A 26,391-nucleotide genomic window follows, 5' to 3' on the forward strand; every position below is an offset into this window, starting at 1 on the left:
GACGCCGTCAAGGGGGAGGGCTGGGTTGGGGGGCTGAGAGCCCAGTGCCAATTCGCCATCTGCGGAAGCGAAACAACTCAGCGCCCTGCTAAGAGCAAACGCGCAAAACCTAAAAATGCCGGCGCAGCAGGGCCAGTTCGGCGGCGCCGATGGCCGGGGCCAGCCCGCCGAGTTGGCCGGGCAGGATGCGCGGCGGCCGCGCATAGGTGACCGGCAGGGCTGCCAGGTCCTCGGTGACACGTTCCACCAGACGGGCGGTGATGTCATCGCCCAGCATGGTGCCGATCACCACCGTGCCGGTTTCGACCACGGTGGCGGTGTTGAAGACGGTCTGTGCCAGGGCCTTGGCGCTGTCGGCGATCCACAGATCAACCTCGGGCGCGATGGCGTCCCAATCCCATTGCGCCGGCAGATGCGTCTCCTGCGCCTTGCCGGCCGCCGCCAGCCGCTGGCGCAGCGCCCCCACCGAGGCGATGGCATGGGCCGTCTGCGGCCCGTCATGTTCGGTGGGCACCAGCATGGCGCCGAGATCGGCGGCATTGCCGCCCGCGCCTTCCCACAGCGCCCCGCCCTCGACAATGCCGGCGCCGATAAAGCTCGAAGCCAGCAGATAGACGACATTGGCCGGCCGCGGCTGGGGCAGGGCGATGAACTCGCCCCAGCAGCCGGCGCTGCCGTCGTTGACGCAGGTAACGTCGAGCCCGGTGCGCTCCTTCAGCACGGCGCCGAGATCGATCTCGGCCCATTGCCGCGCCGCGTCCGCGGGCGCATCGAGGCGCTGCAGCTTGGCCACCAGATTGGAGGGAATGGCGACGCCGATATCGAGCAGGCGCGCCCGCTCAGGCTCCTGCAAGTGTGCGCCCAACTCTGCGGTCCATTTGGCGACCAGGTCGATCACCGTCTCGCATTGGGGGAATTCATAGCGCGCCTGCCGGCGGCTGAGCACGGTGGCATGCAGGTCGAGCAGCAGCACATCGACATGGTTCCAGCCGATCTCGACCCCGAAGGCAAAGCCGCTGCAGGCCCGCAGGAAAAACGGCGTTGCCGGTTGCCCGCGCCGTCCGCGCAGCACCTCGCCGCGCTCCACCAACCCGCTTTTCTCCAAATTGGTCAGAATGGCCGACACCGTCTGCGGCGCCAACCCGCACAGCCGCGAAATCTCGGCATTGGACAGGCCCGGATTAAAGCCGATGGCCCGCAAAACCGCGCGCTCATTGGCGCGGCGCAGCCCGTGATGCTGCATGCCGCGCCCCGCGCCACCAAATGTGCCCCCCGGCAGGTCCGACAAATCCATCGCCGGTCACACGCCGCTATGTTCAGTCGGGCCTTGCGGCCGCGCTCTGGCAAAAACCATCGTCACAGAAGTCGCTCCACTGCCGCCGCTGGCGCGCTAAATGACTGATTCGTAACAAATTACATCGGCATCATGACAAAGCTGCCCGAGCCCGCCAAGCCCTTGGGCGCCGGCTTGAACTCAAGTCTTAACCAAAATTGTCAGGATTTCAAACGGGTGCAGGCAAAGCGTGATCGTGTGCTCCGAAATCGGCAGTTCCGGCCCGGCATTCTCCTCCATCAGATTGACCAATCGTGCGCTGGCGATCGGCAGGCCGAAGCGCAATTTCGCCTCGGCGCGACGATTGGCGGTTTCGACCACGCGCAGCACCAGGCCTGTGCCGGCCTCGGCCTGTTTCACCGTTTCCACGGTCACATTGTCGGCGTCGCTGCCGACAAGGCTGAAGGCTTCGGGCATGGCCGGCGGCTGGCCCTGCGGCGCGAGACTGCCGATGGCGGCAATGGGATTGTTGAAGCGCTCGGCCGCCCGGTGCACCGCCGTCAGATCGCTCAGCCCCTCATGGACGAACAGGCCATAGCGCAGCCGGTGCTCGCCCCTATCGGCATCGGGGTCGGGATAGGACGGGCCACGCACCAGCGTCAGCCGCACCGTTTCGTCATGGGCGTCATAGCCATATTTGCAGTCATTGAGCAGCGCGGCGCCGAAATCGGGCTCGCTCATATCGACCCAGCGATGCATCGAGGCCTCGAATCGCGCCTTGTCCCAGCTGGTATTGCGGTGCGTGGCGCGGGTGACATGGCCAAACTGGATTTCGGAGCGGACCTCGGAGACGTTGAGATCGAAACTGAACTCGGCCTTCAGCACCTGGGCGCGCTCCTGCCAGTCGATGAAGGTGTCGAATTCGAGCTGGCGTTGGCCTTCAGCCAGCGACACTACCTGCACCACCCGCGATGCCTGATACTGGCGCACAATGCGCAGCGCCGCCCGATGCGGTCCGCTCTCGACCACGCTGATCTCCGCGGGCGCGTCGCCGAGCGGCCAGCTCTGTTCCTCGAAATAGGCGTCGATATCCCAGGCGTCCCAGTCCTTGGATTTGTCCTCATAGCTGATCAGCCGGTTGGCGACGGTGCCGGGCTTCAGCACCTGGCGCCGCCTGGCCTTGTCGAACAGTGCAGTGATCTCGCCCCGCCCGTCGAGCTCGACCCGCAACAGCTCATTTTCGAGATGGTTCGGCGATACCGACAGCCTGGTTGCGCGCGGAGATGCGCCTGAAACCACGGCAGCACCGGACCAGCCCAGGGACGCGACCGCGGCCGGCGCAGCATAGATGGCGCTGCCATCGGCGCGCTGCAGGCGCTGGATCGGCTCTCTCCCATCGCCCTGGGCGAGACTGGCACCTGCCAGCGCCGGGTCCTCGCCCAGCTGCACCAGCTCGTGCCGGGCCTGGCTGGTGAAATTGACCAGCGCCAGTCCGTCCGGGCTGAGGCCGATGGCGGCGCGCGCGGCGCTGTGCCAGGGGCCATTGCCCGAGGCCAGGGTCGAAAAGATGCGCTGGTATTCGGCATCGCTGTCGACATAGACTTCCGGGATCGAGGTGCCGGGCAGAATGTCGTGGAACTGGTTGATCAGCACCAGCTCCCAGAATTCGGCAAGGCTGTCTTTCGGATAGGGCTGCCCCGCCCTTTCCGTTGCCATGGCGCCGAGAAATTCCAGCTCCCGCAGCATCCGCTCCGCCCTGCGATTGGCCGCCTTGGTCTTGGCCTGGGTGGTGAGGGTGCCGCGGTGATATTGCAGGTAAAGCTCGCCAACCCAGGTCGGGAAGCGTCCGGGCTCTGCCGCCATGCGTTGCCCCAGCCGCTCGAGAAACGGCACGATGCCTTCCAGCTTCACCTTGGGCGCCCCGGGAATGCCGCGTTCCAGCCGCGTGCCGCGCTCGATCATCGCCCGTGTCGGCCCGCCGCCGCCATCGCCATAGCCATAGGACATGACCACTTCGTCATGGGCCGCCTTGGGTTCATAGCGTTTCCAGGCGCCCATGGTCTCGCTGACCGAGAGATCGCCATTATAGGTGGTGTAGATCGCGTCGCTCTCGAAACGCTGCGCCGTAATCAGTTGCGCCTTGATGGTGCTGCCGTCGATCCCGCGCCAGAAAAAGCTGTCATAGGGATGCCTGTCGGTATCGTTCCAGCTCAATTTGCTGGTGACAAAATAGTCGAGGCCCGACTTGGCCATGATCTGCGGCAGGTTGGCGGAATAGCCGAAGGTGTCGGGCAGCCACACGGTTTTCGGCGTCACCCCGAAATGCTCCTGGTGAAACCGCCGCCCGCGCATGATCTGGCGCACCAGGCTCTCGCCCGAAACGATATTGGCGTCCGGCTCCACCCACATGGCGCCTTCGATCTCGAACTGCCCGGCCTTCACCCGCTCCAGCAGGCGCGTCCACAATTGGGGATAGTCGCGCTTCAGAAAATCGAACAGCACCGACTGGTTATACATGAAGATGAACTGCGGATATTCCTCCATCAGCCGCAGCACCGTGGCAAAACTGCGCGCCGTCTTGTCGCGCGTATGCATGACCCGCCAGAGCCAGCCGACATCGAGATGGGTCGAGCCGACGGCGGTGATCTGCGCCTTGGCCTCGGTATCGGTGAGGGCATAGATTTCGGCCGCAATGGCTTCGGCTTCAGGCAGGCTCGCCTCCAATGCCGCGCCATAACCCCCGCGCCGGTCGAGCGCCCGCAGCGCCCTTTCCACGAGATCGAGAATGGCGTGGCGCCGCCCGTCATGCTGGTTGAGCCGCACCGCCACCTCCAGCGGCGTCATCAGGTCATAATAGAGCTTTTCCACCCGCGCGTGCCGCAGATGAAAGCTGACGCCAAACCCCACCAGCGGCCGCTCGAAAAAGGTAAAGGCATTGATCAGCACCACATGGCGGTTTCCAGGCACCGCCGCGTCTTCGATCACCAGTTCGGTATGGTTGCCATCCAGCGCCTGAACGATCTCGCCATCGAGATAGGCGAGGCATTGCGGATCCGTCGAGCCCGGCCGCTCCTGCCACTGGCTCGAAACCGCCATGACCAGCCTCTGCCCACGAGCCGCCTCCGGCACCACGATCTCGGCGGCGAACCAGGTGTGCCCCTGCTTCTTGGCCCAGACCGATTCTGGCCCAAAGGCCTCCCAGCTGCGCCAGTCCGCAGCCAGCGCCGTTTCCGCGTCGATATCGCCGCGCTGCACCCGCCAGGCAAAGGACAATTCGACCGGCGTGCGGATCTTGCTCTCGAGATCGGCGCAAAGCCGAAACAGCTTGCCCTCGCGCTTGATATCATCGTCGAGCAGCCCAAGCTTGGCCGCGAGCGGGTTGGAATAGGGCATGGTAACGGTCCGGGCGCTGGGATGGAAACGACCCAAACGCTAACCCCAAAATTGCAACGTTGCAATTGTCACAAAACAAAAAGAGGCCGCTCGATGGTGCCGGCCCTTCTCCAACGTTTTTGGCAACGTCTGGCCGCTACGCGATGCGGCCACTCCCCCTCCTCCAGGGGGAGGCTGGGAGGGGGTGAGCAGCACGCTCAAACCATATGCCGATAGCCCTGTGTAAAATGGGGCGGAGGCTTATCAGTGGCGCACTGATAACCCTCACAAGTTCAAGCCCCCGCAGCCGTCAGCTTCTCCACCGCCGCCTCGGGCAGGCCGAGACGCGCCCCGCGGGCGATGGATTTGACCTGCTCCACCGAGGTGGCCGAGGCGATGGGTGCCGACACGCCCGGCTGGGCGATGAGCCAGGCCAGCGCCACCTCGGCCGGCTTGGCGTCGAGTTCGGCCGACACTTCGTCCAGCGCATCGAGGATCTTGAAGCCCTTGTCGGTGAGATAATTGCCCACCCCGCCGCCGCGCTGCGATTGGCCCAGATCCGCCTTGCTGCGATATTTGCCGCTGAGGAAGCCCGATGCCAGGCTGTAATAGACGATAGCGCCTACCTCGTTTTCGAGCAGGAACGGACGCAGCGCCTCGAACTCGGCGCGATCATAGAGATTGTAGCGCGGCTGGGTGACCTCATAGCGCGGCAGCGATTTTATGATCGCGGTCTCCTGCGCCGCCGCCATCATTTCAGCCGTGTAATTGGACGCCCCGATGACGCGCACCTTGCCGGAACGGATCAGCGTGTCATAGGCGCCCAGCGTTTCCTCGTGCTCGGTCTCTTCATCCGGCCAGTGGCTGAAATAAAGATCGATATAATCGGTCTGCAGCCGCTTGAGCGAGGCTTCGACGCTTTCGCGGATCGCATCGGCCTTGAGCCCGCCCGGCGTCTTGCCCGAATTGACCTTGGTGAACAGGTGCATCGCCTCGCGATTGCCGCGTGCCTTCATCCATTTCCCGATGATGGTCTCGCTCATCCCCGGCGGATTGCCCGGCACCCAGTTCGGATAGCCCTCGGCGGTGTCGATGGCGGTAAAACCCTCCGCGACATAGGCATCGAGAATGTCGAAGCCGCGCGCCTCGTCCACGGTCCAGCCAAACACATTGCCGCCCAGTACCAAGGGTTCGATCACCAGTTCAGAGCGGCCCAGCGGACGTCGGTTCATTGTCGGTCTCCATTGTCATCTTGAGGGTCAATGCCCGGCTCGGCATTTCGTTCAGCCCGCGGCGCGCACCAATAGAGCGCTTCGGCAATGGCGGTGAACGAGCCGCTGAGGTCGATAAAGGCAAAGGGCGCGTCGCTGTCGGCTTCGTGCCTCAAATAGATATAGGAACCGTGCCGCAGCCGATCCAGCAGCCAGTCTGCATCATCGGCCCCGGCAAAGCGCGCCCCATAGGGTCCCCGCTCCGCGACCGCCGCTAACACCATCGTCTCCCGGTCGGCGGTAATCTCCCAGCGCCCGCCATCCCCGCCCCGGCGGCTCGAAAGCACATGCACGCCCACGGCAAAATCATCCTCGCAGCGCACCACGAGGCAGGCATGCGCCTCGGCATCCGCATCGCGCGAACAGCCCATGCTGGCCCGGTCGCCCTCGCCCGGAAACGGCGAATAGTGCCAGCCCGGCTCGATCCCCTGTGCAGGAGCGGCCAACAGGCCCAGCGCCATCACGGCCGTCTTGGCGCGATCAAATCCCATTTGTTTCCATAAAGATCGGCGAACACCACAACGCTGCCATAGGCCTCGTGTCGCGGCGCCTCGAGAAAACGGACGCCATTGGCCAGCATCTGCTGATAGCTCCGCTCGAAATCCTCGGTTTCGAGAAAAAACATCACCCGGCCGCCAGCCTGATTGCCGACGGCCGCATCCTGCTCGGCGCCGTCCGCTTTGGCCAGCAGCAGCTGCCCACCTCCCTGCTGGTCCGGCGCCACCACCACCCAGCGCTTGCCTTCCCCGAGATGGGTATCCTCGATCAGCACAAAGCCCAGCCGATCGCGGTAAAACGCGATGGCGTCATCATAATCGCGCACGAGCAGAGTGATTTTTGCAAGTCTAGCCATGGTGACCCATCGTTTACGTCCAATCCCTCGCGGTCAAGCCGCCGAACGGTTCTCTGAATAACCGTCCAATTCTGTGGAATGCCCGCATGACCGTCACAAGATTGACCAAATGGTCAACAACCCCCATTGCGCTCCCCGGGATTCTACGCTTTTGTGTCGCCCAAGCCTCCGGCGCCACGGCGTTGAGAAGGCGTTTATCAAGGAACGGGAGACTATTCATGCACTCATCACTGACCCGTATCGCGGCGGTACTCATTGCCTCCACGATGCTCGCCGGTGTTGCCAATGCCGAGACGATCCGCTGGGCGCGCTCTTCTGACGCGCTGACGCTGGATCCGCACTCGCAGAACCAGGGCAATACCCACACTCTCGCTCACCACATCTACGAAACGCTGATCGGCCGCGACAATGACGGTACGCTGACGCCGCGCCTGGCCACCGAATGGGCCCTCAAGGAAGGCGATCCGACCGTCTGGGTGTTCAAGCTGCGTGAAGGCGTGAAATTCCACAACGGCAACGACTTTACCGCCGAGGACGTGGTCTATTCCATCGAGCGCGCCAAGTCCGAATTCTCCAACATGAAGCAGCTGCACGCCGAAGTGCAGTCGGTGAGCGCCGTCGACGACTACACCGTCGAGTTCCAGATGACCGGCCCGGCCCTCATCTACCCGAACAACCTCACCAATACCTTCATCATGGACAAGACCTGGTCGGACGAGCACGATCTCGCCACCGTTCAGGATTTCGCCTCCGGCGCCACCAATTATGCCGTGCTCAACACCAATGGCACCGGCCCCTATACCCTGGTCTCGCGTGAAGTCGATGTGAAGACCACCCTGGCCTATAATGATGGCTGGTGGGGCGAAAAGCCCGAAGTCACCGATATTGAATATCTCACCATTGCCGACGCCCAGACCCGTATCTCGGCCCTGCTTTCGGGTGAGATCGACATCGTCCAGGACGTGCCGCCCCAGGATATCCAGCGCCTGAGCAGCACCGCCGGCTTCAAGGTCGAAACCGGCCCGGAAAACCGCTTCATCTATTTCGGCTACAAGTTCGGCGATGAGCCGCTGAAGTCGTCCAACATCACCGACTCCAACCCCTTCAACAACCCGAAGGTTCGCGAAGCCATGGAGCTGGTGCTCGATCGCGACGCGATCAAGCAGGTGGTGATGCGCGGCCAGTCGATCCCGACCGGTATCCCCAACCCGCCCTTCGTGCGCGGCTGGACCGAAGAGCTCGACGCCTATCCGGCCCCGGACGTGGAAAAGGCCAAGGCCCTGATGGCCGAAGCCGGCTACCCGAACGGTTTCTCGGTCACCCTCGACACCCCGAACAACCGCTATGTCAACGACGAGGCGATCTCCACCGCCTATGTCGGCATGCTCGGCCAGATCGGCATCAACGTCACCCTGGCCTCGCGCCCGGTTGCCGAACACTCCCCGATCATCCTGGCCAACCAGTCCGATTTCTATCTGCTCGGCTGGGGCGTGCCCACCTTTGACTCGGCCTATGTGTTCAACGACCTGATCCACTCCAAGACCGAGCTGCACGGCACCTACAACGTCGGCCTCTATTCCAACCCGGAGCTGGACGAAAAGATCATCGCCCTCGGCACCATGGACGACATGGATGCCCGCGATGCCCTGGTCAACGAGATCTGGGAAGTGGTGAAGGCCGACCGCGTGCTGCTGCCGATCCACAATCAGGTGCTGGCCTATGCCATGCGCGAAGGCGTGACGCTGCCGGTTCAGCCGGAAAACCAGCCGAACATGACTACGGTCACCTTCCAGTAAGTCCCGTCAATCCCGAGCCGCCGCGCGGAGTATTCTCCCGCGGCGGCTCCCGTTGAGGGTTGTGTTTGCTTTGGACGCTTCCGCATGCGCGGAGGCCGCAGCTTCGCTCTTCCTGCCCCCTCGCGGGGAAGGGCCGGGGTGGGGGGGAGGTCAGTGATGCACTGATGGCCCCCACCCTCAATCCCATCCTCAAGCGGGCGGGAGGCGAAAGCGCGATCGATCTGTCCAAAGTGAATCCTGCCCGTTTTGAGGGGGCAAAATGCTCGCTTTCATCGCTCGACGGCTGGTTCAGTCCGTCATCGTCATGCTCGTCGTGGCGTTCATTGCCTTTCTCGTCTTCCGTTATGTCGGTGATCCCCTTGCCGCCCTGCTCAGCCAGGACGCCAAGCAGGCCGACTACGACGCCGCCCGCATGCGGCTGGGCCTCGATCAGCCCTTCTATGTCCAGTTCTATTATTTCGTGCTCAATGCCCTGCAGGGCAATTTCGGCATTTCCTATCGCCTGCAGCAGCCGGTCAGCCAGCTCATCCTCGAGCGCTTGCCCGCCACCATCGAGCTCGCCTTCGCCTCCGCCACCATCGCCCTGGTCTTCGGCGTTCTTCTGGGCATCTACACCGCGCTGCGGCCGCGTGCCTTTTCCACCGGCGTCATCATGACGGCCTCGCTGGTCGGGGTATCGCTGCCCACCTTCCTCATCGGCATCGGGCTCATCTATGTCTTTGCCGTCGAGCTCAAATGGCTGCCCTCCTTCGGACGGGGCGAGGTGGTGCAGATCGGCTGGTGGCGCACGGGCCTGTTGACCCAGTCGGGCCTGCGCTCGCTGGTCCTGCCGGCCATCACCCTGTCGCTGTTCCAGCTCACGCTGATCATGCGCCTGGTGCGGGCCGAAATGCTCGAAGTGCTGCGCACCGACTATATCCGCTTCGCCAAGGCGCGCGGCCTCTCCCAGCGGGCCATCAATTTCGGCCATGCCCTCAAGAACACCATGGTCCCGGTGATCACCATTACCGGCCTGCAGCTGGGTTCGGTCATCGCCTTCGCCATCATCACCGAAACGGTGTTCCAGTGGCCAGGGGTAGGGTCGCTCTTCGTCAATTCGGTCGCCGCCGTCGACGTACCTGTCATGGCCGCCTACCTGGTCTTTGTTGCCCTGGTCTTCGTGGTCATCAATCTTATCGTCGACATCCTCTATTTCATCGTCGATCCGCGCCTGCGCGACGGCGCCAAGACCGGGAGGTAGATCCATGACCGACCTGCCCCATTCGCCGGAACAGCCGGTACCGCCTGCCAAGACCTCGCGCTGGAAGACCTTTCTCAAGTCCGACATCGTCTGGTCCTATCGCCATTCCCCCGTCACCATCGTCGCCTCCATCGTGGCGCTGCTGCTGATCCTGATGGCGGTGTTCGCGCCGCTCCTGGCGCCCTATAATCCCTTCAATCCGGCCACGCTCAACCTCATGGACGGGTTCACCCCGCCCAATTCCACCTCCATGTCCGGCAAGTATTTCGCCCTCGGCACCGACAGCCAGGGCCGCGACATGCTTTCGACCATCATGTATGGCAGCCGCGTCTCGCTCTTCGTGGGCTTCATGGCGACGCTCTTCGCCATGGTCATGGGCGTGGGTCTGGGCCTGGTCTCCGGCTATCTCGGCGGCGCGGTGGATGCCATCATCATGCGCATCACCGATGTGCAGTTGAGCTTCCCTGCCATTCTGATCGCGCTGCTGATCTTCGGCGTGGCGCGCGGCATCATCCCGCCCAACCAGCAGGAAGGCGCTGCCGTCTGGGTGCTGATCGTCGCCATCGGTCTGGCCAACTGGGCCCAGTTCGCCCGTACGGTTCGCGGTGCCACCATGGTGGAACGGCAGAAGGATTATGTGGCCGCCGCCCGCATCCTGGGCGTCAATCCCTTCATCGTCCTCTTGCGCCACATCCTGCCCAATGTCACCGGACCGGTTCTGGTCATCGGTACCATCAGTCTGGCGCTCGCCGTCATCGAGGAAGCCACGCTCTCCTATCTGGGCGTCGGTGTGCCCCCGACCCAGCCCTCGCTTGGAACGCTGATCCGTATCGGCCAGCAATTCATGTTCTCGGGCGAATGGTGGATCATCCTCTTTCCGGCCATCACCCTCATCCTGCTCGCTCTCTCGGTCAACCTTCTGGGTGACTGGCTGCGCGATGCCCTCAACCCGAAGTTGCGCTGATGACCGAGCCCGTATTGTCCATCAAGGACCTCGTCGTCGAGTTCCCCTTCCGCGACGACGTCTTCACCGCCGTCAATGGCGTCTCCTTCGACATCATGCCCGGCGAAGTCGTCGGCGTGGTGGGGGAGTCGGGCGCCGGCAAGTCCATGACCGGTTCGGCCGTCATCGGCCTCATCGATCGTCCCGGTCACATTGCCGGTGGCGAAATCCGCCTCAAGGGCGAGCGCATCGACAACCTGCCCGAAGATCAGCGTGCCAAATTGCGCGGCAAGCGCATCGGCATGGTGTTCCAGGACCCGCTGACCAGCCTCAACCCGCTCTATACGGTGGGCGAGCAGCTGGTCGAAACCATCCGCACCCATCTGCCGCTCTCCGAAGCCGAAGCGCGGCAGAAGGCCATCGACCTTCTGGCCGAAACCGGCATCCCCAAGGCTGCCGAGCGCATCGATAGCTATCCGCACCAGTTTTCCGGCGGCATGCGTCAGCGCGTTGTCATTGCCCTGGCTTTGGCGGCGGAGCCGGAACTGATCGTGGCCGATGAACCGACATCGGCGCTCGACGTCTCGGTGCAGGCCCAGATCATCAAGGTGCTCAAAAAACTCTGCGCCAGCCGTGGTGCGGCCGTCATGCTCATCACCCACGATATGGGCGTCATCGCCCAGACCGCGGACCGCATGGTGGTGATGCATCAGGGCAAGGTGGTGGAAACCGGCACGGTGGGCGACATTATCCGCCGCCCGCGCGAGCCCTATACGATCAAGCTGATCGACTCGATCCCCACCATCCAGCGCAAGGATGGCCAGGTTTCCGCCAGCCATCCCGCCAATGACGATAGCGCCTATGTGCAGGTGCGCAATCTGGTGCGCGATTTCGAGATCGGTGGCGGTGGCTTCATGTCGCTGCTGCCCGGCAAGACCCAGATGTTCCGGGCCGTGGACAATGTCAGCTTCTCCATTCCGCGCGGCGAGACCTTTGGCCTTGTGGGCGAGTCCGGTTCGGGCAAGTCCACCTGCGCCAAGATGATCGTCGGTCTCGTGCGCCCCAGCTCGGGCCATATCCTGGTCGATGGTCACGACATCTGGGCCGGCGGCAAGGGGCATCAGGAGCGCCGCAAGCGCGTGCAGATGATCTTCCAGGACCCCTATGCCAGCCTCAATCCGCGCTGGCGGGTTGCCGATATCATCGCCGAGCCGATGCGCACGCTGGGCATTGCCCGCAATCGCACCGAAGTCGATGACCGCGTGGCCGAGCTTTTGCGCCGCGTCCGGCTCGACCCGTCGGTCATGCGGAAATTCCCGCATGAATTCTCCGGCGGCCAGCGTCAGCGCATCGCCATTGCCCGCGCCCTTTCCAGCCAGCCCGAATTCATCGTCTGCGACGAACCGACTTCGGCACTGGACGTCTCGGTTCAGGCCCAGGTGCTCGATCTGATGAGCGAATTGCAGGCCGAATTCGGCCTCACCTATCTCCTCATCAGCCACAATCTGGCAGTGGTGCGGCAGATGTCGACCGCGGTCGGCGTGCTGCACAATGGCGTCCTGGTCGAGAACGGTCCCACCGACGCCATTTTCGACAATCCGCAGGCCGACTATACCCGCATGCTGCTTGATGCGGTGCCCGACATTTCCAAGGTGGCCTGAGACAAAACGGCGGGTGCCCGGCACCCGCCGCCTTTCCGTTCAGAATCCGTTCATATCGCGGTCAGACTAGGGCCTGCACCTGCCTTCGTTGCGCCATGATCGCCATGCTTCTATGCTTTGCGCAGGGGGCACTGCGAGAGGGCAAGATCATGAAATTCGTCGGAATTGTTGCAGCGCTTTTCGTTGCTGCGGGCATCGCCTTGGCGGGCTGGTTCGTCGGCACGTCACTGGTGGAGAGCCGCCAGCCACTGCGCGTCGTCACTGTAAAAGGCCTCAGCGAGCGCGCTGTCCAGGCCGATCTCGGCTTCTGGCCGATCCGCTTCGTCGCCACCGGTCCCACCCTGGAAGCTGCGCGCGAAGGTCTTGAAAATTCAGAACAATCCGTGCGCGGATTCCTGTCCCAGCGCGGCTTTGTCGACAGCGAAATCCAAGTCCAGAACGTCATGGTGGAGGATCGCGCCGCCGGTTACAATGCCGGCTCCACCCCCGATGAATATCGCTTCGTGCTGACCGAGGACATGCTGGTGACCACCGACAAGGTCACCGAACTGGCCGATGCCAGCCGCTCGGTCGCCGACCTGTTGCGCCAGGGCGTGGTCTTCTCCGCCGACAGCTACAGCGCCGGCGCCTCCTTCGTCTTCACCGGCATCAACGACCTCAAGAGCGAAATGCTCACCGAAGCCACCCAGCGCGCCCGCGAAACCGCCGAGCAGTTCGCCACTGAATCCGGCGCCAAGGTCGGCGCCATCCAGACCGCCAATCAGGGTGTGTTCGAGATTCTGCCGGCGGTCGAAATCCCCAATGACCGGCCGGAAAAGCAGATCGACAAGAAGGTGCGCGTGGTCTCAACCATCACCTATTTCCTTGTAGATTAAGCACTTTCTGGCGCCGCGCTAAGCGGTGCGGCGCCAGGCCTGCACGCCGATGAAAGCCTCCAGTTGCGTCCGGTCCATGGGCCGGGCGAAGGCATAGCCCTGCAGGATGTCGCAGCCCAGGTCGCGCAATATGGCGGCGTGCTCCATGGTCTCGACCCCCTCGGCGACGATCTCGATATCCATCGACTTCCCGATATCCACGATCGAGGACACCAGCCGCCGCTGAGCCGGCTGCTCGATAATCGGCGCCACTAGTTGCTTGTCGATCTTCAGCCGCGCCGGATGCAGCTTCTGCAGCGAGACGATTGACGCATAGCCGGTGCCGAAATCGTCGATCTCGACATCGATGCCCAGTTCCTTGATGTGCTCGATGTTCCAGCTGACCACGCCGTCATTTTCGTCGAGATAGATGGACTCGACCAATTCGAAGGCGATGCGGCCAGGTGCGATGTTCATTTCGCGCAGGCTGGCGATCAGCCGATCGTCATGCAGTCGCCGCAGCGACACATTGACCGACACCCGCGGCACCTTGATCCCCGCGCGGTCCCAATGGGCCAGGTCGCGCAGCGCCTGGTCGAGCACGATCCGGTCGATAGTGCTGACCACATTGAGCTCCTCGGCCACGTCGAGGAAATAGTCCGGGGTCTTGAGCCCCTCAGCGGGGTGCTGCCAGCGCGCCAGCGCCTCCACCCCGACCAGATCATAGGTCCTGGCGTCGAATTGCGGTTGATAGTGGGCGATGAAGGCGTCGGTCTCCAGTCCCACCAGAATGTCGTCGGCGATGCGCTTGTTGCCGATGACTTCGGCCTGCAAGGCTTCAGAGAAAAACTCGTAGCGGTTGCGCCCCCGCGCCTTGGCCCGGTAGAGCGCGATATCGGCATTGATCAGCAATTGCTTGACGTCGATATCCGGTCCCTGCACCGCCGCCACCCCGACACTGACCCCGAAGCGGCACTCATGCCCTTCGTGCATCGCCGGTTTGCGCATTTCGGTCACGATGCGACCGGCCAAAAGGCTGAGGGGCTGGTCGTCCACGCCGGCGGTCGAGACGATGACGAACTCGTCCCCGCCAATGCGGGCGACGAAATCGGTGCTGCGACAATGGGCTTTCAGCACCTGGCTGGCATGGATCAGCATGGCATCGCCTGCCGCATGGCCCAGCGTATCGTTGATCTGCTTAAAGCGGTCGAGGTCGATATGCAGCAGGGCAATGCCTCCGCTGCCCAGATAGCCATGTGCCGCGTTGCGCCGCAGCACTTCGTCGAGATAGCGCCGGTTCGGCAGCCCCGTCAGACTGTCATGCAAGGCATTGAACTCGATGCGCACGCGCGCCGCTTCCAGCTCGGCATTGCGCGCTTCGGTGATCTGCTTGGCGTGGTGCAGATCTTCGTTGCGGGCCACGTCCTCGGTAACGTCCCAATTGGCGCCGATGACACGGCTGACATCGTCGTCCTCGCGGTAGAGCACCCCCATGGACCGCACATGATGGATCGAGCCGTCTGGCCAGATCACCCGGTACTGCGATTCATAGCGGCCACTGCCGATCATGCGTGCGAATTCCTCTTCGGCGCGCTCGCGATCATCGGGGTGGATGGCCGCCAGCCAATGCTCGTGGCGGCGCGCCGCGCGGTCGTCAGGCAGGCCATAGATCTCATTGGTGCGGCCGTCCCAGTTCTCCTCCCCGGTCGCCATATTGAGATCCCAGACGCCGACCTTTGATACATGCAGCGCCAGGTTGAGGCGCCGGGTCAACCGCACCAGCTCGGTCTCGCGGGCACGCAACTCCCCGATATGCACATGCTTGTCGGCAGCCATGGCAGACGCCATGAAAATGGCGAGCATGATGAGCCCCCCGCCGGCGAACAGGGCGGCCCGCTGCAGGCCAAGCGATGCCGGATCGGGCGCCCAGCCGGACTTGGGCACCGCGGTCAGCTGCCAGGTGCCGGAGGGCAGCACCACACTTGCCATGACTGGATTGAGCGCGCTGAGGTCCGGCCCGTAGAAGCGGTCGCCCGTGGCGCCTTTGCCATCGCGGCCGGTAATGGCGACCTGCAGCTTGAGGTCGGGGTCGCTGAGGCCGCTGGCAGCATAGAGCCGATCCACATCGACCACCGCCGAGACCACGCCCCAGAAGCGGCGGGCTGTATCATCCCCGGCATAGACCGGGAAACGACCCACGAGGCCAGTGCCGCCCTGTACCAGCTCGATCGGGCCGGCCATGCTGAGCTTGCCGGTTCGCCTCACCCGCTCCACCGCCTCCCATTGCTGTGGAGAGCGGCGATAATCGAGGCCGATGGCGGCCTCATTGCCGGCCAGGGGATAGGTCATGCGAATGACGAGGTCGGGCGCGGCTGCAACCGAGCGGAGCTGGCTGTCATCGGAAAAGATGTTCTTGACCAGCGCGTCATAGCGCGCCTGGTCCATGTCAGGCTCGGTCGAGATTGTGGCGACGAGGCCCCGCACGAGCTGGATATTGCTCGAAATATTGCCTTCAAGCTTGGCCCGGATCACCGAGAGTTCGGCCAGAACATCCGAGCGTATACGGGCTTCGGAAATCTGCTGGCTCTGCCGGTCGATGAACAGGCCAACCACGATCACCGTGATCATGGCGATGAGGGTGGGTACGGCAATGGTACGCCGCCTGTCCCTGTCCCTGTCCTGTTGCCGCAATGCTCGATATGCCGACATGCCGTCCATCGTAATTGCGCCAACGCACGCGCGAAATCCCAGACTAGACCCGGCGCATTGATGATTGTCTTACTCAGCGGTGGAAATGTAGGCGTGGTAAAATTTGTCCAAATTCGGTTTCGACAAGTGTTGCCAGGGCCGGCTCAGCCACGAACTTCTTCGAGTTCGATCAGCGCGCCATGGAAATCCTTGGGATGCAGGAAAACCACTGGATTGCCGTGGGCACCGATCCTCGCGCGACCGTCACCAAGCACCCGCGCACCAGTGGCCTGCAATTGCTCAACGGCCTGGGCGATATCCCCCACCTCAAAGCAAAGGTGGTGTACCCCGCCGGCCGGGTTCTTCTCGATAAACCCAGCAATGGGCGAGTTTTCGCCCAGGGCCTCGAGCAGCTCGATCTTGGAATTGCCAGTGTCGATGAAGACGACGGTGACGCCATGCTCGGGCAGCGCCTGCGGTGCCCCGACATTGGCGCCCAGCTGTTCGCGATATTTCGCCGAAGCTGCCGCCAGATCAGGCACCGCAATGGCGACATGGTTGAGACGGCCGATCATCGGTTGGACAACCTTCCTTCGATTTCGTTGAGCACCGAAAAGGCGGCGTCGAGCACATTGGTGCCGGGTCCGAAAATGCCTGCGACGCCGGCATCGTAGAGGAAGTCATAGTCCTGCTCGGGAATGACGCCCCCAACCACCACGGTGACATCGCCCAGTTCGCGGTCGCGCAGCGCCCCGATCAACTCGGGCACCAGCGTCTTGTGGCCCGCCGCCAGCGAGGACACGCCCACCGCATCGACCTTGAGCTGGTCAACATGGGCTGCCACCTCAGGCGCGGTTTCGAAGAGGTCGCCCATATGGGTGACGAAGCCCATATCCGCAAAAGCCGAGGCGATGATCTTGGCGCCACGGTCATGCCCGTCCTGGCCCATCTTGGCGATGAAGATCGAGGGTGCCCGGCCGCGCGCCGCCTTGAATGCGGCAATGCGGTCCTGCACCGATTTGAGCTGCGGATCGTCGCCATAGCCGCCGGCATAGACGCCCGAAATCACCCGGGTGATGGCGCGATGACGGCCGAACACGTCTTCCATGGCCGACGAAATCTCGCCGAGCGTGGCCCGCGCCCGCGCCGCCTCGATGGCGGCTTCAAGCAGATTGCCCTCGTCCTTGGCGGCGAATTCCCGCAAGGCGGCGAGCATGGATTGGCACTTCTCCTCGTCGCGGCTGTCGCGAATGCGCTGCAATTGCGCGATCTGCTCGCTGCGCACCTTGGCATTGTCGATCTCGCGCACCTCGATCTCGTCTTCGGTGTCGAGCCGATAGCGATTGACACCGACAATGACGTCGTCGCCGCGATCGACCCGCGCCTGGCGCAGGGCGGCGGCTTCCTCGATGGCCAGCTTCGGGCCACCCGACTGCACGAAGGCGGTCATGCCGCCCTGGGCTTCGGCCCCGGCGATCAGGTCGCGCGCGCCCGCGACCAGCGCGTCGGTCAGCGCTTCGACATAGTATGAGCCGCCCAGCGGATCGACCACGTCGGTGATGCGGCTTTCGTGCTGCAGGATCAGCTGCGTATTGCGGGCAATGCGGCTCGAAAACTCCGTCGGCAGCGCAATGGCTTCGTCGAAACTATTGGTGTGCAGGCTCTGCGTCCCCCCCAAGGTCGCCGCCAGTGCTTCGATCGTGGTGCGCACGATATTGTTGTGCGGGTCCTGCTCGGTCAGCGATACGCCCGAGGTCTGGCAATGGGTGCGCAGCATTTTCGAACGCGGGTCCTTGGCGCCGAGATCGGTCATGATCTGGCTCCAGAGTTTTCGCGCCGCGCGCAGCTTGGCGACTTCGAGGAAGAAGTTCATGCCAATGCCGAAAAAGAAACTCAGCCGCCCGGCAAAGGCGTCGATATCGAGCCCCTTGGCCTGTGCGGCGCGGACATATTCCATGCCGTCGGCCAGCGTATAGGCCAGCTCCTGCACCGCCGTCGCCCCGGCCTCGTGCATGTGATAGCCCGAGATCGAGATGGAATTGAACTTGGGCATGTGCTGGGCAGTGTGGGCAATGATATCGCCGACGATCCGCATCGAGGGTTCGGGCGGGTAGATATAGGTGTTGCGGACCATGAACTCCTTGAGGATGTCGTTCTGGATGGTCCCTTCGAGCTGCTCCTGACGAACACCTTGCTCCTCGGCGGCAACGATGAACATCGCCAGCACCGGAATGACGGCGCCATTCATGGTCATGGACACGCTCATCTGGTCGAGCGGAATGCCGTCGAACAAGACCTTCATGTCCTCGACCGAGTCGATGGCGACGCCGGCCTTCCCCACATCGCCGACGACGCGTGGATGGTCGCTGTCATAGCCGCGATGGGTCGCGAGATCGAAGGCGACCGAGAGGCCTTTCTGCCCCTTTTGCAGCGCCTGTCGATAAAAAGCATTGGATTCCCGGGCCGTCGAGAAGCCGGCATATTGGCGGATGGTCCAGGGGCGGTTGGCATACATGGTCGCCCGCACGCCGCGGGTGAACGGCTCGACGCCGGGGATTTCACCATTCTCAGCCAGATAGACCGGGCTGACAGGTATGCCGCCATAGTCGCGGTTGAGCGATGATAGGGGCGTCTCGCGCAGCTCATTCTGGGCGAGCCTGGCCCATTTCTCGTGGTTATCGGACATTCTGTCCCCCCACTATCGACCATTCAGCCAGCACCTCCCTCCCCCCTTGAGGGGGAGGGTTGGGGTGGGGGGTGGTGCAGTGATCCACTGCTGGACCCCCTCCCTCAGTCCCTCCCCTCAAGGGGGAGGGATGCAAGAGAGCCGGGCGGTCACAGCGTAAGAAATGATCCATCATCACACCACCTCAAACTCAAGCATGACCTGATCCACGGCGAGCACGGCGCCTGGCACCACATGCACCTTGCTCACCCGTGCCCGCTTCTCGGCCTTGAGCACATTTTCCATCTTCATGGCTTCGACCACGGCCAGGGTCTGGCCGTCCTCGACCACATCGCCCTCCTTCACGTCGATCCGCACCACCTGCCCGGGCATGGGGCAGAGCAGGAACCGGCTCATATCCGGAGGCACCTTCACCGGCATATATTTGAGATAGTGCGCCACATGCGGTTGCAGCACCAACACCTTGAGATCGGCGCCGCGATAGCGGATGCGGAAGCCTGACGTGGTGGGGTTGACCTTGAGCACGGCATGGCGGCCACCGGACCAGTCGAGATGCGCCAGTGTGTCGCCCGGCTGCCAGGAGAGGCGCACCGCTTCGGACCGCCAGTCGAGATCAACCAGAATGTCGGGGCCGTGTTGGTGCAGGACCACGGTTTCGGCGCGCTCGCCCACCTGCACATGCCAGCGGCTTTCCGCCTCCGCGCCGGTGCGGCGCTGCTGCCGCCGCGCCATCAGCATGGCGGCTCCGGCCACGACATCGAAATGATGGTCGTCGCTGAGCACCGCTCCGGAAAACCCCTCCGGGAACTCCTCGGCGATATAGCCGGTGGTCAGCCGCCCATCACGGAACCGCTGCTGCTCCATGACCGTGGAGAGGAAAGGCAGGTTGTTGCCCACCCCTTCCACTTCGAAACTGTCAAGCGCGATGGCCATGGCGTCCACCGCCTCAAGACGTGTCGGGGCCCAGGTGCACAGCTTGGCGATCATCGGATCGTAGAAAGTGGAGATTTCGCCGCCCTCGAAGACGCCGGTATCGTTCCGGACGACCAGCGTTTCAGATGCGCTTTCCGCTGGTGGGCGATAGCGGGTTAGCCGCCCGGTCGAGGGCAGGAAATTGCGGTAGGGGTCCTCGGCATAAAGCCGGCTTTCAATTGCCCAACCATTGCGCTGCACCTCGTCCTGGGAGAGCGGCAGGGCCTCGCCATCGGCCACGCGCAGCATCAGTTCCACAAGGTCCAGTCCGGTGATCAATTCGGTCACCGGATGTTCCACCTGGAGGCGCGTGTTCATCTCGAGGAAATAGAAATTGCGATCCTTGTCGACGATGAATTCCACCGTCCCGGCGCTGCGATAGCCCACCGCCTTGGCGAGGGCTGCCGACTGTTCGCCCATGGCCTTGCGCGTTGCCTCGTCGAGGAAGGGCGAGGGCGCCTCCTCGATCACCTTCTGGTTGCGCCGCTGGATCGAGCATTCGCGTTCGTTGAGATAGAGCGCATTGCCATGGCCATCGGCGATGAGCTGGATTTCGATGTGGCGCGGCTCGGTGACGAATTTTTCGATGAAGATGCGATCATCGCCGAAGGAGCTTGCGGCTTCCGATTTGGAGCGTTCAAAGCCCTCGCGCGCTTCGGCGTCGTTCCAGGCAATGCGCATGCCCTTGCCGCCGCCGCCGGCGGAAGCCTTGATCATCACCGGATAACCGATGGACTGGGCGATGGTGACCGCATGCGCGGCATCGTCGATCAGCCCCATATGCCCAGGCACAGTCGACACACCCGCCTCGGCGGCGAGCTTCTTGCTGGTGATCTTGTCGCCCATAGCCTGAATGGCCTTGGGCGGGGGGCCGACAAAGATGATGCCTTCCTTTTCGAGCGCCGCGGAGAAGGCAGCGTTTTCCGAGAGAAAGCCATAACCGGGATGCACCGCCTGCGCGCCGGTTTGCTTACAGGCCGCGATGATCTTGTCGATCTGGAGATAGCTCTCCTTGGCCGGCGAGGCGCCGATATGCACGGCCTCGTCGGCCATGCGCACATGCAGCGCCTCCCGGTCGGCATCGGAATAGACCGCCACCGTGGCAATACCCAGTTTCCGCGCCGTCTTGATGACGCGGCAGGCAATCTCGCCGCGATTGGCGATGAGGAGCTTTTGGATTTTCATTTTTTCGCCCCTCACAACGGAATATTATCGTGCTTCTTCTTCGGCCCCTGCACGCTCTTGTGCCGTAGGGTCGAAAAAGCCCTGATCACGCGGCGGCGGGTGCCGTGGGGCATGATGACGTCGTCGATGAAGCCGCGTTCGGCGGCGACGAAGGGGTTGGCGAAGCGGGCTTCGTAGTCGGCGGTGCGCTGGGCGATTTTGTCCTTGTCGCTTAGCTCGGAGCGATAAAGGATTTCCGTCGCGCCCTTGGCGCCCATCACGGCGATCTCAGCACTGGGCCAGGCATAATTGACGTCGGCCTTGATGTGTTTTGAGGCCATCACGTCATAGGCCCCGCCATAGGCCTTGCGGGTGATGACCGTCACCAGCGGCACGGTGGCTTCCGAATAGGCAAACAAGAGCTTCGCGCCATGCTTGATGATGCCGCCATATTCCTGCGCCACGCCGGGAAGAAACCCCGGAACATCGACAAACGTCAAAATTGGAATCTCAAAACTGTCGCAGAAGCGGATGAAGCGCGCCGCTTTCTTGGAGGCATTGATGTCTAGGCACCCGGCCAGCACCAGCGGCTGGTTGGCGACGACGCCAACGGTCTGCCCGTCGAGGCGGATGAAGCCGATGAGAATGTTGCCGGCATGGGCTTTTTGCAGTTCGAGAAACTCGCCCTCGTCGGCAACCGTCTCGATCACCTCGCGCATGTCATAGGGTTTGGTGGCGCTGTCCGGGATGATGGTGTCGAGCTTGTCATTGCGTCGATCAATTGGGTCATGGCTGGGCAGGCGCGGCGGCTTCTGCCCGGCGGCCAATGGCAGATAGGAGAAGAGCCGGCGCACTTCGAGCAGGGTCTCGATGTCGTTGGCAAAGGCGGCGTCGGCCACCGAGGAAATCTTGGTGTGGGTGGATGCGCCGCCCAGCTCTTCCTGGGTGACGATCTCGTTGGTCACGGTTTTGACCACGTCCGGGCCGGTCACGAACATGTAGCTCGAATCCTCGACCATATAGATGAAGTCGGTCATGGCCGGGGAATAGACCGCGCCGCCTGCGCAGGGGCCCATGATCACCGAAATCTGCGGCACCGCGCCCGACGCCTGCACATTGCGCCAGAAGACGTCGGCATAGCCGCCCAAAGCCGCCACGCCCTCCTGAATGCGGGCGCCGCCAGAATCGTTGAGCCCGATCACCGGCGCGCCGTTCTGCATGGCCAGGTCCATGATCTTGCAAATCTTTTGTGCATGCGTTTCGCTCAGCGAGCCGCCGAAGACGGTAAAGTCCTGGGAAAACACATAGACCATGCGACCATCGATCGTGCCCCAACCGGTGACGACGCCGTCGCCGGGGATGATGGTATCCGCCATGCCGAAATCGGTGGCCCGATGGGTGACGAACATGTCATATTCTTCGAAAGACCCCGGATCGAGCAGCACGTCGAGGCGTTCGCGGGCGGTGAGCTTGCCCTTGCCATGCTGGGTATCGATGCGGCGCTGACCGCCGCCGAGCCGCGCTTCGCCGCGCTTATGTTCGAGGGCGGTGATGATGTCCTGCATTGGCGGCTCTCCGGCTCTTGGGCGGGTTAAACCATAACGACGCCTTATGGCCTGTCCAAGGCCGGAAAGGGTGGGTATGCTACAATCACACAAAACGAGCTATGTGATATTGTGGAGTTGTGAATATGGGCGCCAGGAAGGTGTTCGCCGGCGCGCGTTTGCGGGCCCTGCGCGCTCAGCACAAATTAACCCAGGCCGAACTGGCCGGGCGGCTCGATATTTCGCCGTCTTATGTCAATCAGCTCGAATCCAACCAGCGCCCGCTGACCGCGGCGGTCATGCTGGCGCTTTCGGAGCATTTTCACCTGGATCTGGCGAGCCTGGCCACCGATGCCTCGGACCGGCTGGTGCTGGATTTGCGCGAAGCCCTGGCCGACCCGGTATTCGGTGAGGCGGTGCCGCATTTGCAGGATCTCAAAACCGTGGCCAGCAATGCGCCGGACATGGCGCGTGCCATGCTGGCGCTCTACGACGCCTATCGCAAATCCAATGAGCGCCTGGCGGGCATGGATGCGGCGCTGACCCGCGACCCCGGCTCCAGCGTGCAGACCGCCTATGAGGAAGTGCGCGACTTCTTCCACTATGCCGACAACTATATCGATCCGCTCGACCGCGCCGCCGAGGCGCTGGCCACTGAGTTGGGTGAGTTCGGCCCCGACCGGCTGCGCCGATTGATCGACTATTGCGCCGAAATACACAATATAAGGGTCATTCGCGATGCGCCGGGCCAGACCGAGCGGCTGGTGGACTTCGACCGCGCCAATCGCGATCTCTGGATCAACAGTTTGTTGGAGCCATCAAGCCAGTTTTTCCAGATTGCCACCGTTCTGTGCGGGCTGGAGCAGACCACGCTTCTCGACAGCCTGCTCGATGGCGCCAATTTCAAGACCGCCGAGGCGCGGGGTATCGCCCGCATGGGGTTGGCCAACTACTATGCCGGGGCATTGCACATGCCCTATGGCGCCTTTCTCAAAGCGGCCGATGGCTATCGTTTCGATATCGAGCAGTTGGCGCGGGTGTTCGGGGCCAGCCTTGAACAGGTGGCCCATCGCCTCTCCACCATGCAAAGACCGCGCGAACGCGGCGTGCCGTTCTTCTTTGCCCGGGTGGATGCGGCCGGGACCATCACCAAGCGCCATTCCGCGACAGCCCTGCAATTCGCCCGTTTCGGCGGAGCCTGTCCGCTCTGGAATGTGCACCGGGCCTTCGAGGCACATGGCCAGATCATCAGGCAATTGGCCGAAACGCCGGATGGCAAGCAATATCTCTGCCTCGCCTGGAGCCATGAAAAGCGTCTGGGCGGCTATCGCGGCACCACGCGGCGCTATGCCTATGCGCTGGGCTGCGAAATCACCCATGCCGGGCGGCTGGTCTATGCCGACGATCTCGATCTGGGCAAAGCCGGTTTCGAGCCCATCGGCATTTCCTGTCGCATCTGCGAGCGGCGCAATTGCCCGCAGCGCTCGGTCCCGCCCTTGGCGGCCAGTATCAGTGTCCCGACGGACCGGCGCAGCGTCGTGCCTTACGAGATCGGCTGATTGCGTCAGCGGCGGCAGCTGCACATGACCGTGGAGGCCTCGTCGTTCCACTTGCCACCGACATAGCTGTAGTTCGAATTGGCTTCCCAGCGGTCGCCCTTGGCGTCGTGGTTCTTCCACAGCGTGATGGTGCAGCCCGGGGCGACCTTGAACGAGGACAGCTGGTCGTTCCAGGACTTGTTGTATTCCGGGTCAATGCCATGGCCATTGGTGGTCGAGGAAAAGCCGGGATTGGGGTTGTTCTTCATATAGAGAATAGTGTTGCTCCCCACCGTCCATCTGGAGCCGCCATAGTCGCGATGCTGATAGATATGGCATTGCGCAAAAGCGGCAACCGGCTGAATGGCAAGGATGGCAACGAGCGCGGCAGCAAGACGGCGTTTCATGTTCGGTTCCCTCATCAACTGTTGTGAGGTCACGCTACCGGCCTGTGGCTGAACCGGAACTGAACTGGGGGTTCAGCCTTTATGCCGGGTCGAAATTGGGTGCCAAGCGATCAGCCGGCGTCATCCCTGCTGCAAAGCGCCGGGCATTCTTCACATAGCGCTCGGCCGAGGCGGTAAGTGCCGCCACGCCCTCGGCGTCGATCTCCCGCACCACCTTGGCCGGGGCGCCCATGACCAGGGAATTGTCGGGAATAACTTTGCCCTCGGTAACCAGCGCATTGGCGCCGATCAGGCAGTTTTTCCCGATGCGCGCCCCATTGAGCACCGTGGCGCCCATGCCGATCAGCGAGTTATCGCCAATGGTGCAACCATGCACGATGGCACCGTGACCGATGGTGACATTGGCGCCAATCTCAAGCGGATGGCCACTGTCGGTGTGCAACACGCAGTTTTCCTGCACATTGGTGCGAGCACCGATGGTGATGCGCTCGATATCGCCGCGCGCCACCACCCCGAACCAGATGCCGGCCTCGGGACCCACCACCACATCGCCAACCAGAACCGCTGTTGGCGCGATCCAGGCGATGTCAGCATCGATCTCGGGCGAAACGCCATCAAGGGCATAAACAGGCATGCGGGCCTCCGTCAGGGAACGATGCCATATGCTTGACGCATCTCGGCGATTTCCGAAAGTGTGCTTTCGAACAGCGACCAGTCGTCGTTCGCCGCAATCGGCGCCCAGATGGCTTCGACCTCATCGATCAGCATGGTGCGCGGGGTTGTGCGGGCGAAATAGGGATGGTCGAGATTGACCCCGGCGGTGGGGTGATAGGATTCGAGTCCGTCGGCCACCGGGCGGAACGCCTCGCTGGCATAATGTTCCGCCGATGGGCTGCGGGCAGCGCGTTCGGCGCTGAGGGCCCCGCCGCGCCAGTCGAAAAAGAACTGCTCATAAGGCGCGCGGGTGGCGCCCAGGAAGCCGAACAGCGCGGTGACGAAGGCGCCATCGGTTTCGACATCGCGCGGTACGAGGCCCAGCCGCCTGAGGATGGCTGCGGGCAGGGCGGCGCGGAAACCCGGCCAGACGGCATTGAGCGCCGGCTCCAGCGCTTCGATGGAGGACAGCGGCACCAGGCACTCGGCCAGCCGCGTCAGGTTCCAGGCCAGTGTGTCGGGCTGGCGGCCAAAAGCGTAGAGACCGGTTTCGTCGAAATAGGCGGCAGTGAAATCGGGATCATAGGCGGGTAAAAACCGCCAGGGGCCATAATCGAAACTCTCTCCGGTTACGTTGATATTGTCGGTATTGAGCACCCCATGGACGAAGCCGGCGGCGATCCATTGCGCCCCCAACCGGGCCACGTTTTTTGTCACCGCTTCCAAGAAGGCTACGGCTTTGTCATCTGCGTCCGCCAGCTCCGGGTAATAATTGGCGATGGCGTAGTCGACCAATCGCGCGAGATTGGCCGTGTCTTCGAGATAAGCGAGGCGCTGGAAGGTGCCGATGCGAATATGGCTGTGGCTCAGCCGCGTCAGTACCGAGGAACGGGTCGGTGAAGGCTCGTCTCCGCGATGCAGTTGCTCGCCGGTTTCGACCAGCGAAAAGCTCTTGGACGTATAGACACCCAGGGCTTCCAGCATTTCCGTGGCCAGCACCTCGCGCACCCCGCCCTTGAGCGTCAGCCGCCCGTCGCCGCCGCGCGACCAGGGGGTCTTGCCACTGCCCTTGGTGCCGAAATCGAGCAGCCGCCCATCGACGGGATCGATGCACTGGCCGAAGAGAAAGCCGCGCCCGTCGCCGAGATCGGGATTGTAGGAGCGGAACTGGTGGCCGTGATAGCGCAGGGCCAGCGGCTCTGGCAGTGAGCCGGGCAGGGGCTCGAAGCGCCCGAAATGGGCTAGCCATTCCGCCTCGTTCAAGCCATCAAGCCCGAGACGCGCTGCCCAGCGGCGGTCGCGATGGCGTAGTGTCAGGCGCGGAAAATCGGCCGGGGCTACAGGGTCGAAAAAATCTGTCCCGAGCTCGGCATGGCGTCGCGCGGTTTGAAAAACGGTCATCGGGCGGGCCTTGGCTTCTTGTCCGTGCAGACCGGCCTTGCAAGCGCGCGGTCTGGAGGTTGTCACAAAATCGG

19 protein-coding genes are annotated in these 26,391 nt (G+C 63.1%); 6 read left to right on the top strand and 13 right to left on the bottom strand.

All coding sequences use genetic code 11. The features are described from left to right. Positions 1-109 precede the first annotated feature (109 nt). From BGO80_RS11135 to BGO80_RS11155, 5 genes are all read right to left on the bottom strand, one after another. Positions 110-1,243, bottom strand: a complete 1,134-nt coding sequence (locus BGO80_RS11135; RefSeq protein WP_286721524.1) for an ROK family transcriptional regulator — start codon at positions 1,241-1,243, stop codon at positions 110-112. A gap of 231 nt (positions 1,244-1,474) precedes the next feature. Next, complete coding sequence (locus BGO80_RS11140; protein WP_286721526.1) at positions 1,475-4,666, bottom strand: alpha-mannosidase; 3,192 nt, start codon at positions 4,664-4,666, stop codon at positions 1,475-1,477. Between the two features lie 272 nt (positions 4,667-4,938). Beyond that, positions 4,939-5,877 carry an aldo/keto reductase gene (locus BGO80_RS11145; protein ID WP_286721528.1) on the bottom strand — a complete coding sequence of 313 codons (939 nt, stop codon included), beginning with the start codon at positions 5,875-5,877 and terminating at the stop codon, positions 4,939-4,941. Continuing rightward, positions 5,874-6,407: a hypothetical protein gene (locus BGO80_RS11150; RefSeq protein WP_126149739.1), complete on the bottom strand. Its 534-nt coding sequence runs from the start codon at positions 6,405-6,407 to the stop codon at positions 5,874-5,876. The genes BGO80_RS11145 and BGO80_RS11150 overlap by 4 nt, the downstream gene beginning before the upstream one ends. Then, positions 6,377-6,769 carry a VOC family protein gene (locus BGO80_RS11155; protein ID WP_286721530.1) on the bottom strand — a complete coding sequence of 131 codons (393 nt, stop codon included), beginning with the start codon at positions 6,767-6,769 and terminating at the stop codon, positions 6,377-6,379. Before BGO80_RS11155 ends, BGO80_RS11150 begins: the two co-directional genes overlap by 31 nt. A gap of 218 nt (positions 6,770-6,987) precedes the next feature. Between BGO80_RS11155 and BGO80_RS11160 the strand changes: the two genes are divergently transcribed. The 5 genes from BGO80_RS11160 to BGO80_RS11180 all read left to right on the top strand — a co-directional run bounded on the left by BGO80_RS11160 (position 6,988) and on the right by BGO80_RS11180 (position 13,284). Continuing rightward, the gene (locus BGO80_RS11160; RefSeq protein ID WP_286721531.1) at positions 6,988-8,565 is read left to right on the top strand and encodes an ABC transporter substrate-binding protein; all 1,578 of its coding nucleotides are present in this window, start codon (positions 6,988-6,990) and stop codon (positions 8,563-8,565) included. Between the two features lie 259 nt (positions 8,566-8,824). After that, entirely contained in the window at positions 8,825-9,805 is a 981-nt protein-coding gene (locus BGO80_RS11165; protein ID WP_286721533.1) for an ABC transporter permease, read from the top strand. Positions 9,806-9,809: 4 nt separating this feature from the next. Continuing rightward, positions 9,810-10,769 carry an ABC transporter permease gene (locus BGO80_RS11170; RefSeq protein ID WP_286721535.1) on the top strand — a complete coding sequence of 320 codons (960 nt, stop codon included), beginning with the start codon at positions 9,810-9,812 and terminating at the stop codon, positions 10,767-10,769. Then, the gene (locus BGO80_RS11175; RefSeq protein ID WP_286721537.1) at positions 10,769-12,409 is read left to right on the top strand and encodes an ABC transporter ATP-binding protein; all 1,641 of its coding nucleotides are present in this window, start codon (positions 10,769-10,771) and stop codon (positions 12,407-12,409) included. Before BGO80_RS11170 ends, BGO80_RS11175 begins: the two co-directional genes overlap by 1 nt. 149 nt (positions 12,410-12,558) lie before the next feature. Beyond that, positions 12,559-13,284, top strand: a complete 726-nt coding sequence (locus BGO80_RS11180) for an SIMPL domain-containing protein (RefSeq protein WP_164550289.1) — start codon at positions 12,559-12,561, stop codon at positions 13,282-13,284. An 18-nt stretch (positions 13,285-13,302) separates the two neighbouring features. Here the strand turns inward: BGO80_RS11180 and BGO80_RS11185 are convergent, their stop codons facing one another. From BGO80_RS11185 to BGO80_RS11205, 5 genes are all read right to left on the bottom strand, one after another. Beyond that, on the bottom strand, positions 13,303-15,972 hold the full coding sequence (locus BGO80_RS11185; RefSeq protein WP_286721539.1) for a bifunctional diguanylate cyclase/phosphodiesterase: 2,670 nt from the start codon (positions 15,970-15,972) through the stop codon (positions 13,303-13,305). 143 nt (positions 15,973-16,115) lie between these two features. After that, positions 16,116-16,526, bottom strand: coding sequence for a methylmalonyl-CoA epimerase (gene mce / locus BGO80_RS11190; protein WP_286721541.1), 411 nt, complete (start codon positions 16,524-16,526; stop codon positions 16,116-16,118). After that, entirely contained in the window at positions 16,523-18,637 is a 2,115-nt protein-coding gene (gene scpA / locus BGO80_RS11195; RefSeq protein WP_286721542.1) for a methylmalonyl-CoA mutase, read from the bottom strand. The genes mce and scpA overlap by 4 nt, the downstream gene beginning before the upstream one ends. Positions 18,638-18,811: 174 nt before the next feature. After that, positions 18,812-20,794 carry an acetyl-CoA carboxylase biotin carboxylase subunit gene (locus BGO80_RS11200; protein ID WP_286721543.1) on the bottom strand — a complete coding sequence of 661 codons (1,983 nt, stop codon included), beginning with the start codon at positions 20,792-20,794 and terminating at the stop codon, positions 18,812-18,814. Positions 20,795-20,805: 11 nt separating this feature from the next. Continuing rightward, positions 20,806-22,338, bottom strand: a complete 1,533-nt coding sequence (locus tag BGO80_RS11205) for an acyl-CoA carboxylase subunit beta (protein ID WP_286721544.1) — start codon at positions 22,336-22,338, stop codon at positions 20,806-20,808. A gap of 125 nt (positions 22,339-22,463) precedes the next feature. Between BGO80_RS11205 and BGO80_RS11210 the strand changes: the two genes are divergently transcribed. Continuing rightward, positions 22,464-23,876, top strand: coding sequence for a helix-turn-helix domain-containing protein (locus BGO80_RS11210; protein WP_286721545.1), 1,413 nt, complete (start codon positions 22,464-22,466; stop codon positions 23,874-23,876). Between the two features lie 5 nt (positions 23,877-23,881). Here BGO80_RS11210 and BGO80_RS11215 read toward each other — a convergent pair whose 3' ends face one another. From BGO80_RS11215 to BGO80_RS11225, 3 genes are all read right to left on the bottom strand, one after another. After that, entirely contained in the window at positions 23,882-24,262 is a 381-nt protein-coding gene (locus BGO80_RS11215; protein WP_286721546.1) for a hypothetical protein, read from the bottom strand. Positions 24,263-24,341: 79 nt separating this feature from the next. After that, complete coding sequence (locus BGO80_RS11220; protein WP_286721547.1) at positions 24,342-24,896, bottom strand: gamma carbonic anhydrase family protein; 555 nt, start codon at positions 24,894-24,896, stop codon at positions 24,342-24,344. Positions 24,897-24,907: 11 nt separating this feature from the next. Further along, on the bottom strand, positions 24,908-26,317 hold the full coding sequence (locus BGO80_RS11225; protein ID WP_286721548.1) for a protein adenylyltransferase SelO: 1,410 nt from the start codon (positions 26,315-26,317) through the stop codon (positions 24,908-24,910). Positions 26,318-26,391 lie beyond the last annotated feature (74 nt).

It is taken from the genome of Devosia sp. 63-57, assembly GCF_001899045.1.
GTDB classification, from domain to species: Bacteria; Pseudomonadota; Alphaproteobacteria; order Rhizobiales; family Devosiaceae; genus Devosia; species Devosia equisanguinis.

Excerpts from the sequence above, each read along its gene's own strand:
- BGO80_RS11135 (WP_286721524.1), bottom strand. The coding sequence starts at position 1,243 with ATGCAGCATCACGGGCTGCGCCGCGCCAATGAGCGCGCGGTTTTGCGG.
- BGO80_RS11140 (WP_286721526.1), bottom strand. The coding sequence starts at position 4,666 with ATGCCCTATTCCAACCCGCTCGCGGCCAAGCTTGGGCTGCTCGACGAT.
- BGO80_RS11145 (WP_286721528.1), bottom strand. The coding sequence starts at position 5,877 with ATGAACCGACGTCCGCTGGGCCGCTCTGAACTGGTGATCGAACCCTTG.
- BGO80_RS11150 (WP_126149739.1), bottom strand. The coding sequence starts at position 6,407 with ATGGGATTTGATCGCGCCAAGACGGCCGTGATGGCGCTGGGCCTGTTG.
- BGO80_RS11155 (WP_286721530.1), bottom strand. The coding sequence starts at position 6,769 with ATGGCTAGACTTGCAAAAATCACTCTGCTCGTGCGCGATTATGATGAC.
- BGO80_RS11160 (WP_286721531.1), top strand. The coding sequence starts at position 6,988 with ATGCACTCATCACTGACCCGTATCGCGGCGGTACTCATTGCCTCCACG.
- BGO80_RS11165 (WP_286721533.1), top strand. The coding sequence starts at position 8,825 with ATGCTCGCTTTCATCGCTCGACGGCTGGTTCAGTCCGTCATCGTCATG.
- BGO80_RS11170 (WP_286721535.1), top strand. The coding sequence starts at position 9,810 with ATGACCGACCTGCCCCATTCGCCGGAACAGCCGGTACCGCCTGCCAAG.
- BGO80_RS11175 (WP_286721537.1), top strand. The coding sequence starts at position 10,769 with ATGACCGAGCCCGTATTGTCCATCAAGGACCTCGTCGTCGAGTTCCCC.
- BGO80_RS11180 (WP_164550289.1), top strand. The coding sequence starts at position 12,559 with ATGAAATTCGTCGGAATTGTTGCAGCGCTTTTCGTTGCTGCGGGCATC.
- BGO80_RS11185 (WP_286721539.1), bottom strand. The coding sequence starts at position 15,972 with ATGTCGGCATATCGAGCATTGCGGCAACAGGACAGGGACAGGGACAGG.
- mce (WP_286721541.1), bottom strand. The coding sequence starts at position 16,526 with ATGATCGGCCGTCTCAACCATGTCGCCATTGCGGTGCCTGATCTGGCG.
- scpA (WP_286721542.1), bottom strand. The coding sequence starts at position 18,637 with ATGTCCGATAACCACGAGAAATGGGCCAGGCTCGCCCAGAATGAGCTG.
- BGO80_RS11200 (WP_286721543.1), bottom strand. The coding sequence starts at position 20,794 with ATGAAAATCCAAAAGCTCCTCATCGCCAATCGCGGCGAGATTGCCTGC.
- BGO80_RS11205 (WP_286721544.1), bottom strand. The coding sequence starts at position 22,338 with ATGCAGGACATCATCACCGCCCTCGAACATAAGCGCGGCGAAGCGCGG.
- BGO80_RS11210 (WP_286721545.1), top strand. The coding sequence starts at position 22,464 with ATGGGCGCCAGGAAGGTGTTCGCCGGCGCGCGTTTGCGGGCCCTGCGC.
- BGO80_RS11215 (WP_286721546.1), bottom strand. The coding sequence starts at position 24,262 with ATGAAACGCCGTCTTGCTGCCGCGCTCGTTGCCATCCTTGCCATTCAG.
- BGO80_RS11220 (WP_286721547.1), bottom strand. The coding sequence starts at position 24,896 with ATGCCTGTTTATGCCCTTGATGGCGTTTCGCCCGAGATCGATGCTGAC.
- BGO80_RS11225 (WP_286721548.1), bottom strand. The coding sequence starts at position 26,317 with ATGACCGTTTTTCAAACCGCGCGACGCCATGCCGAGCTCGGGACAGAT.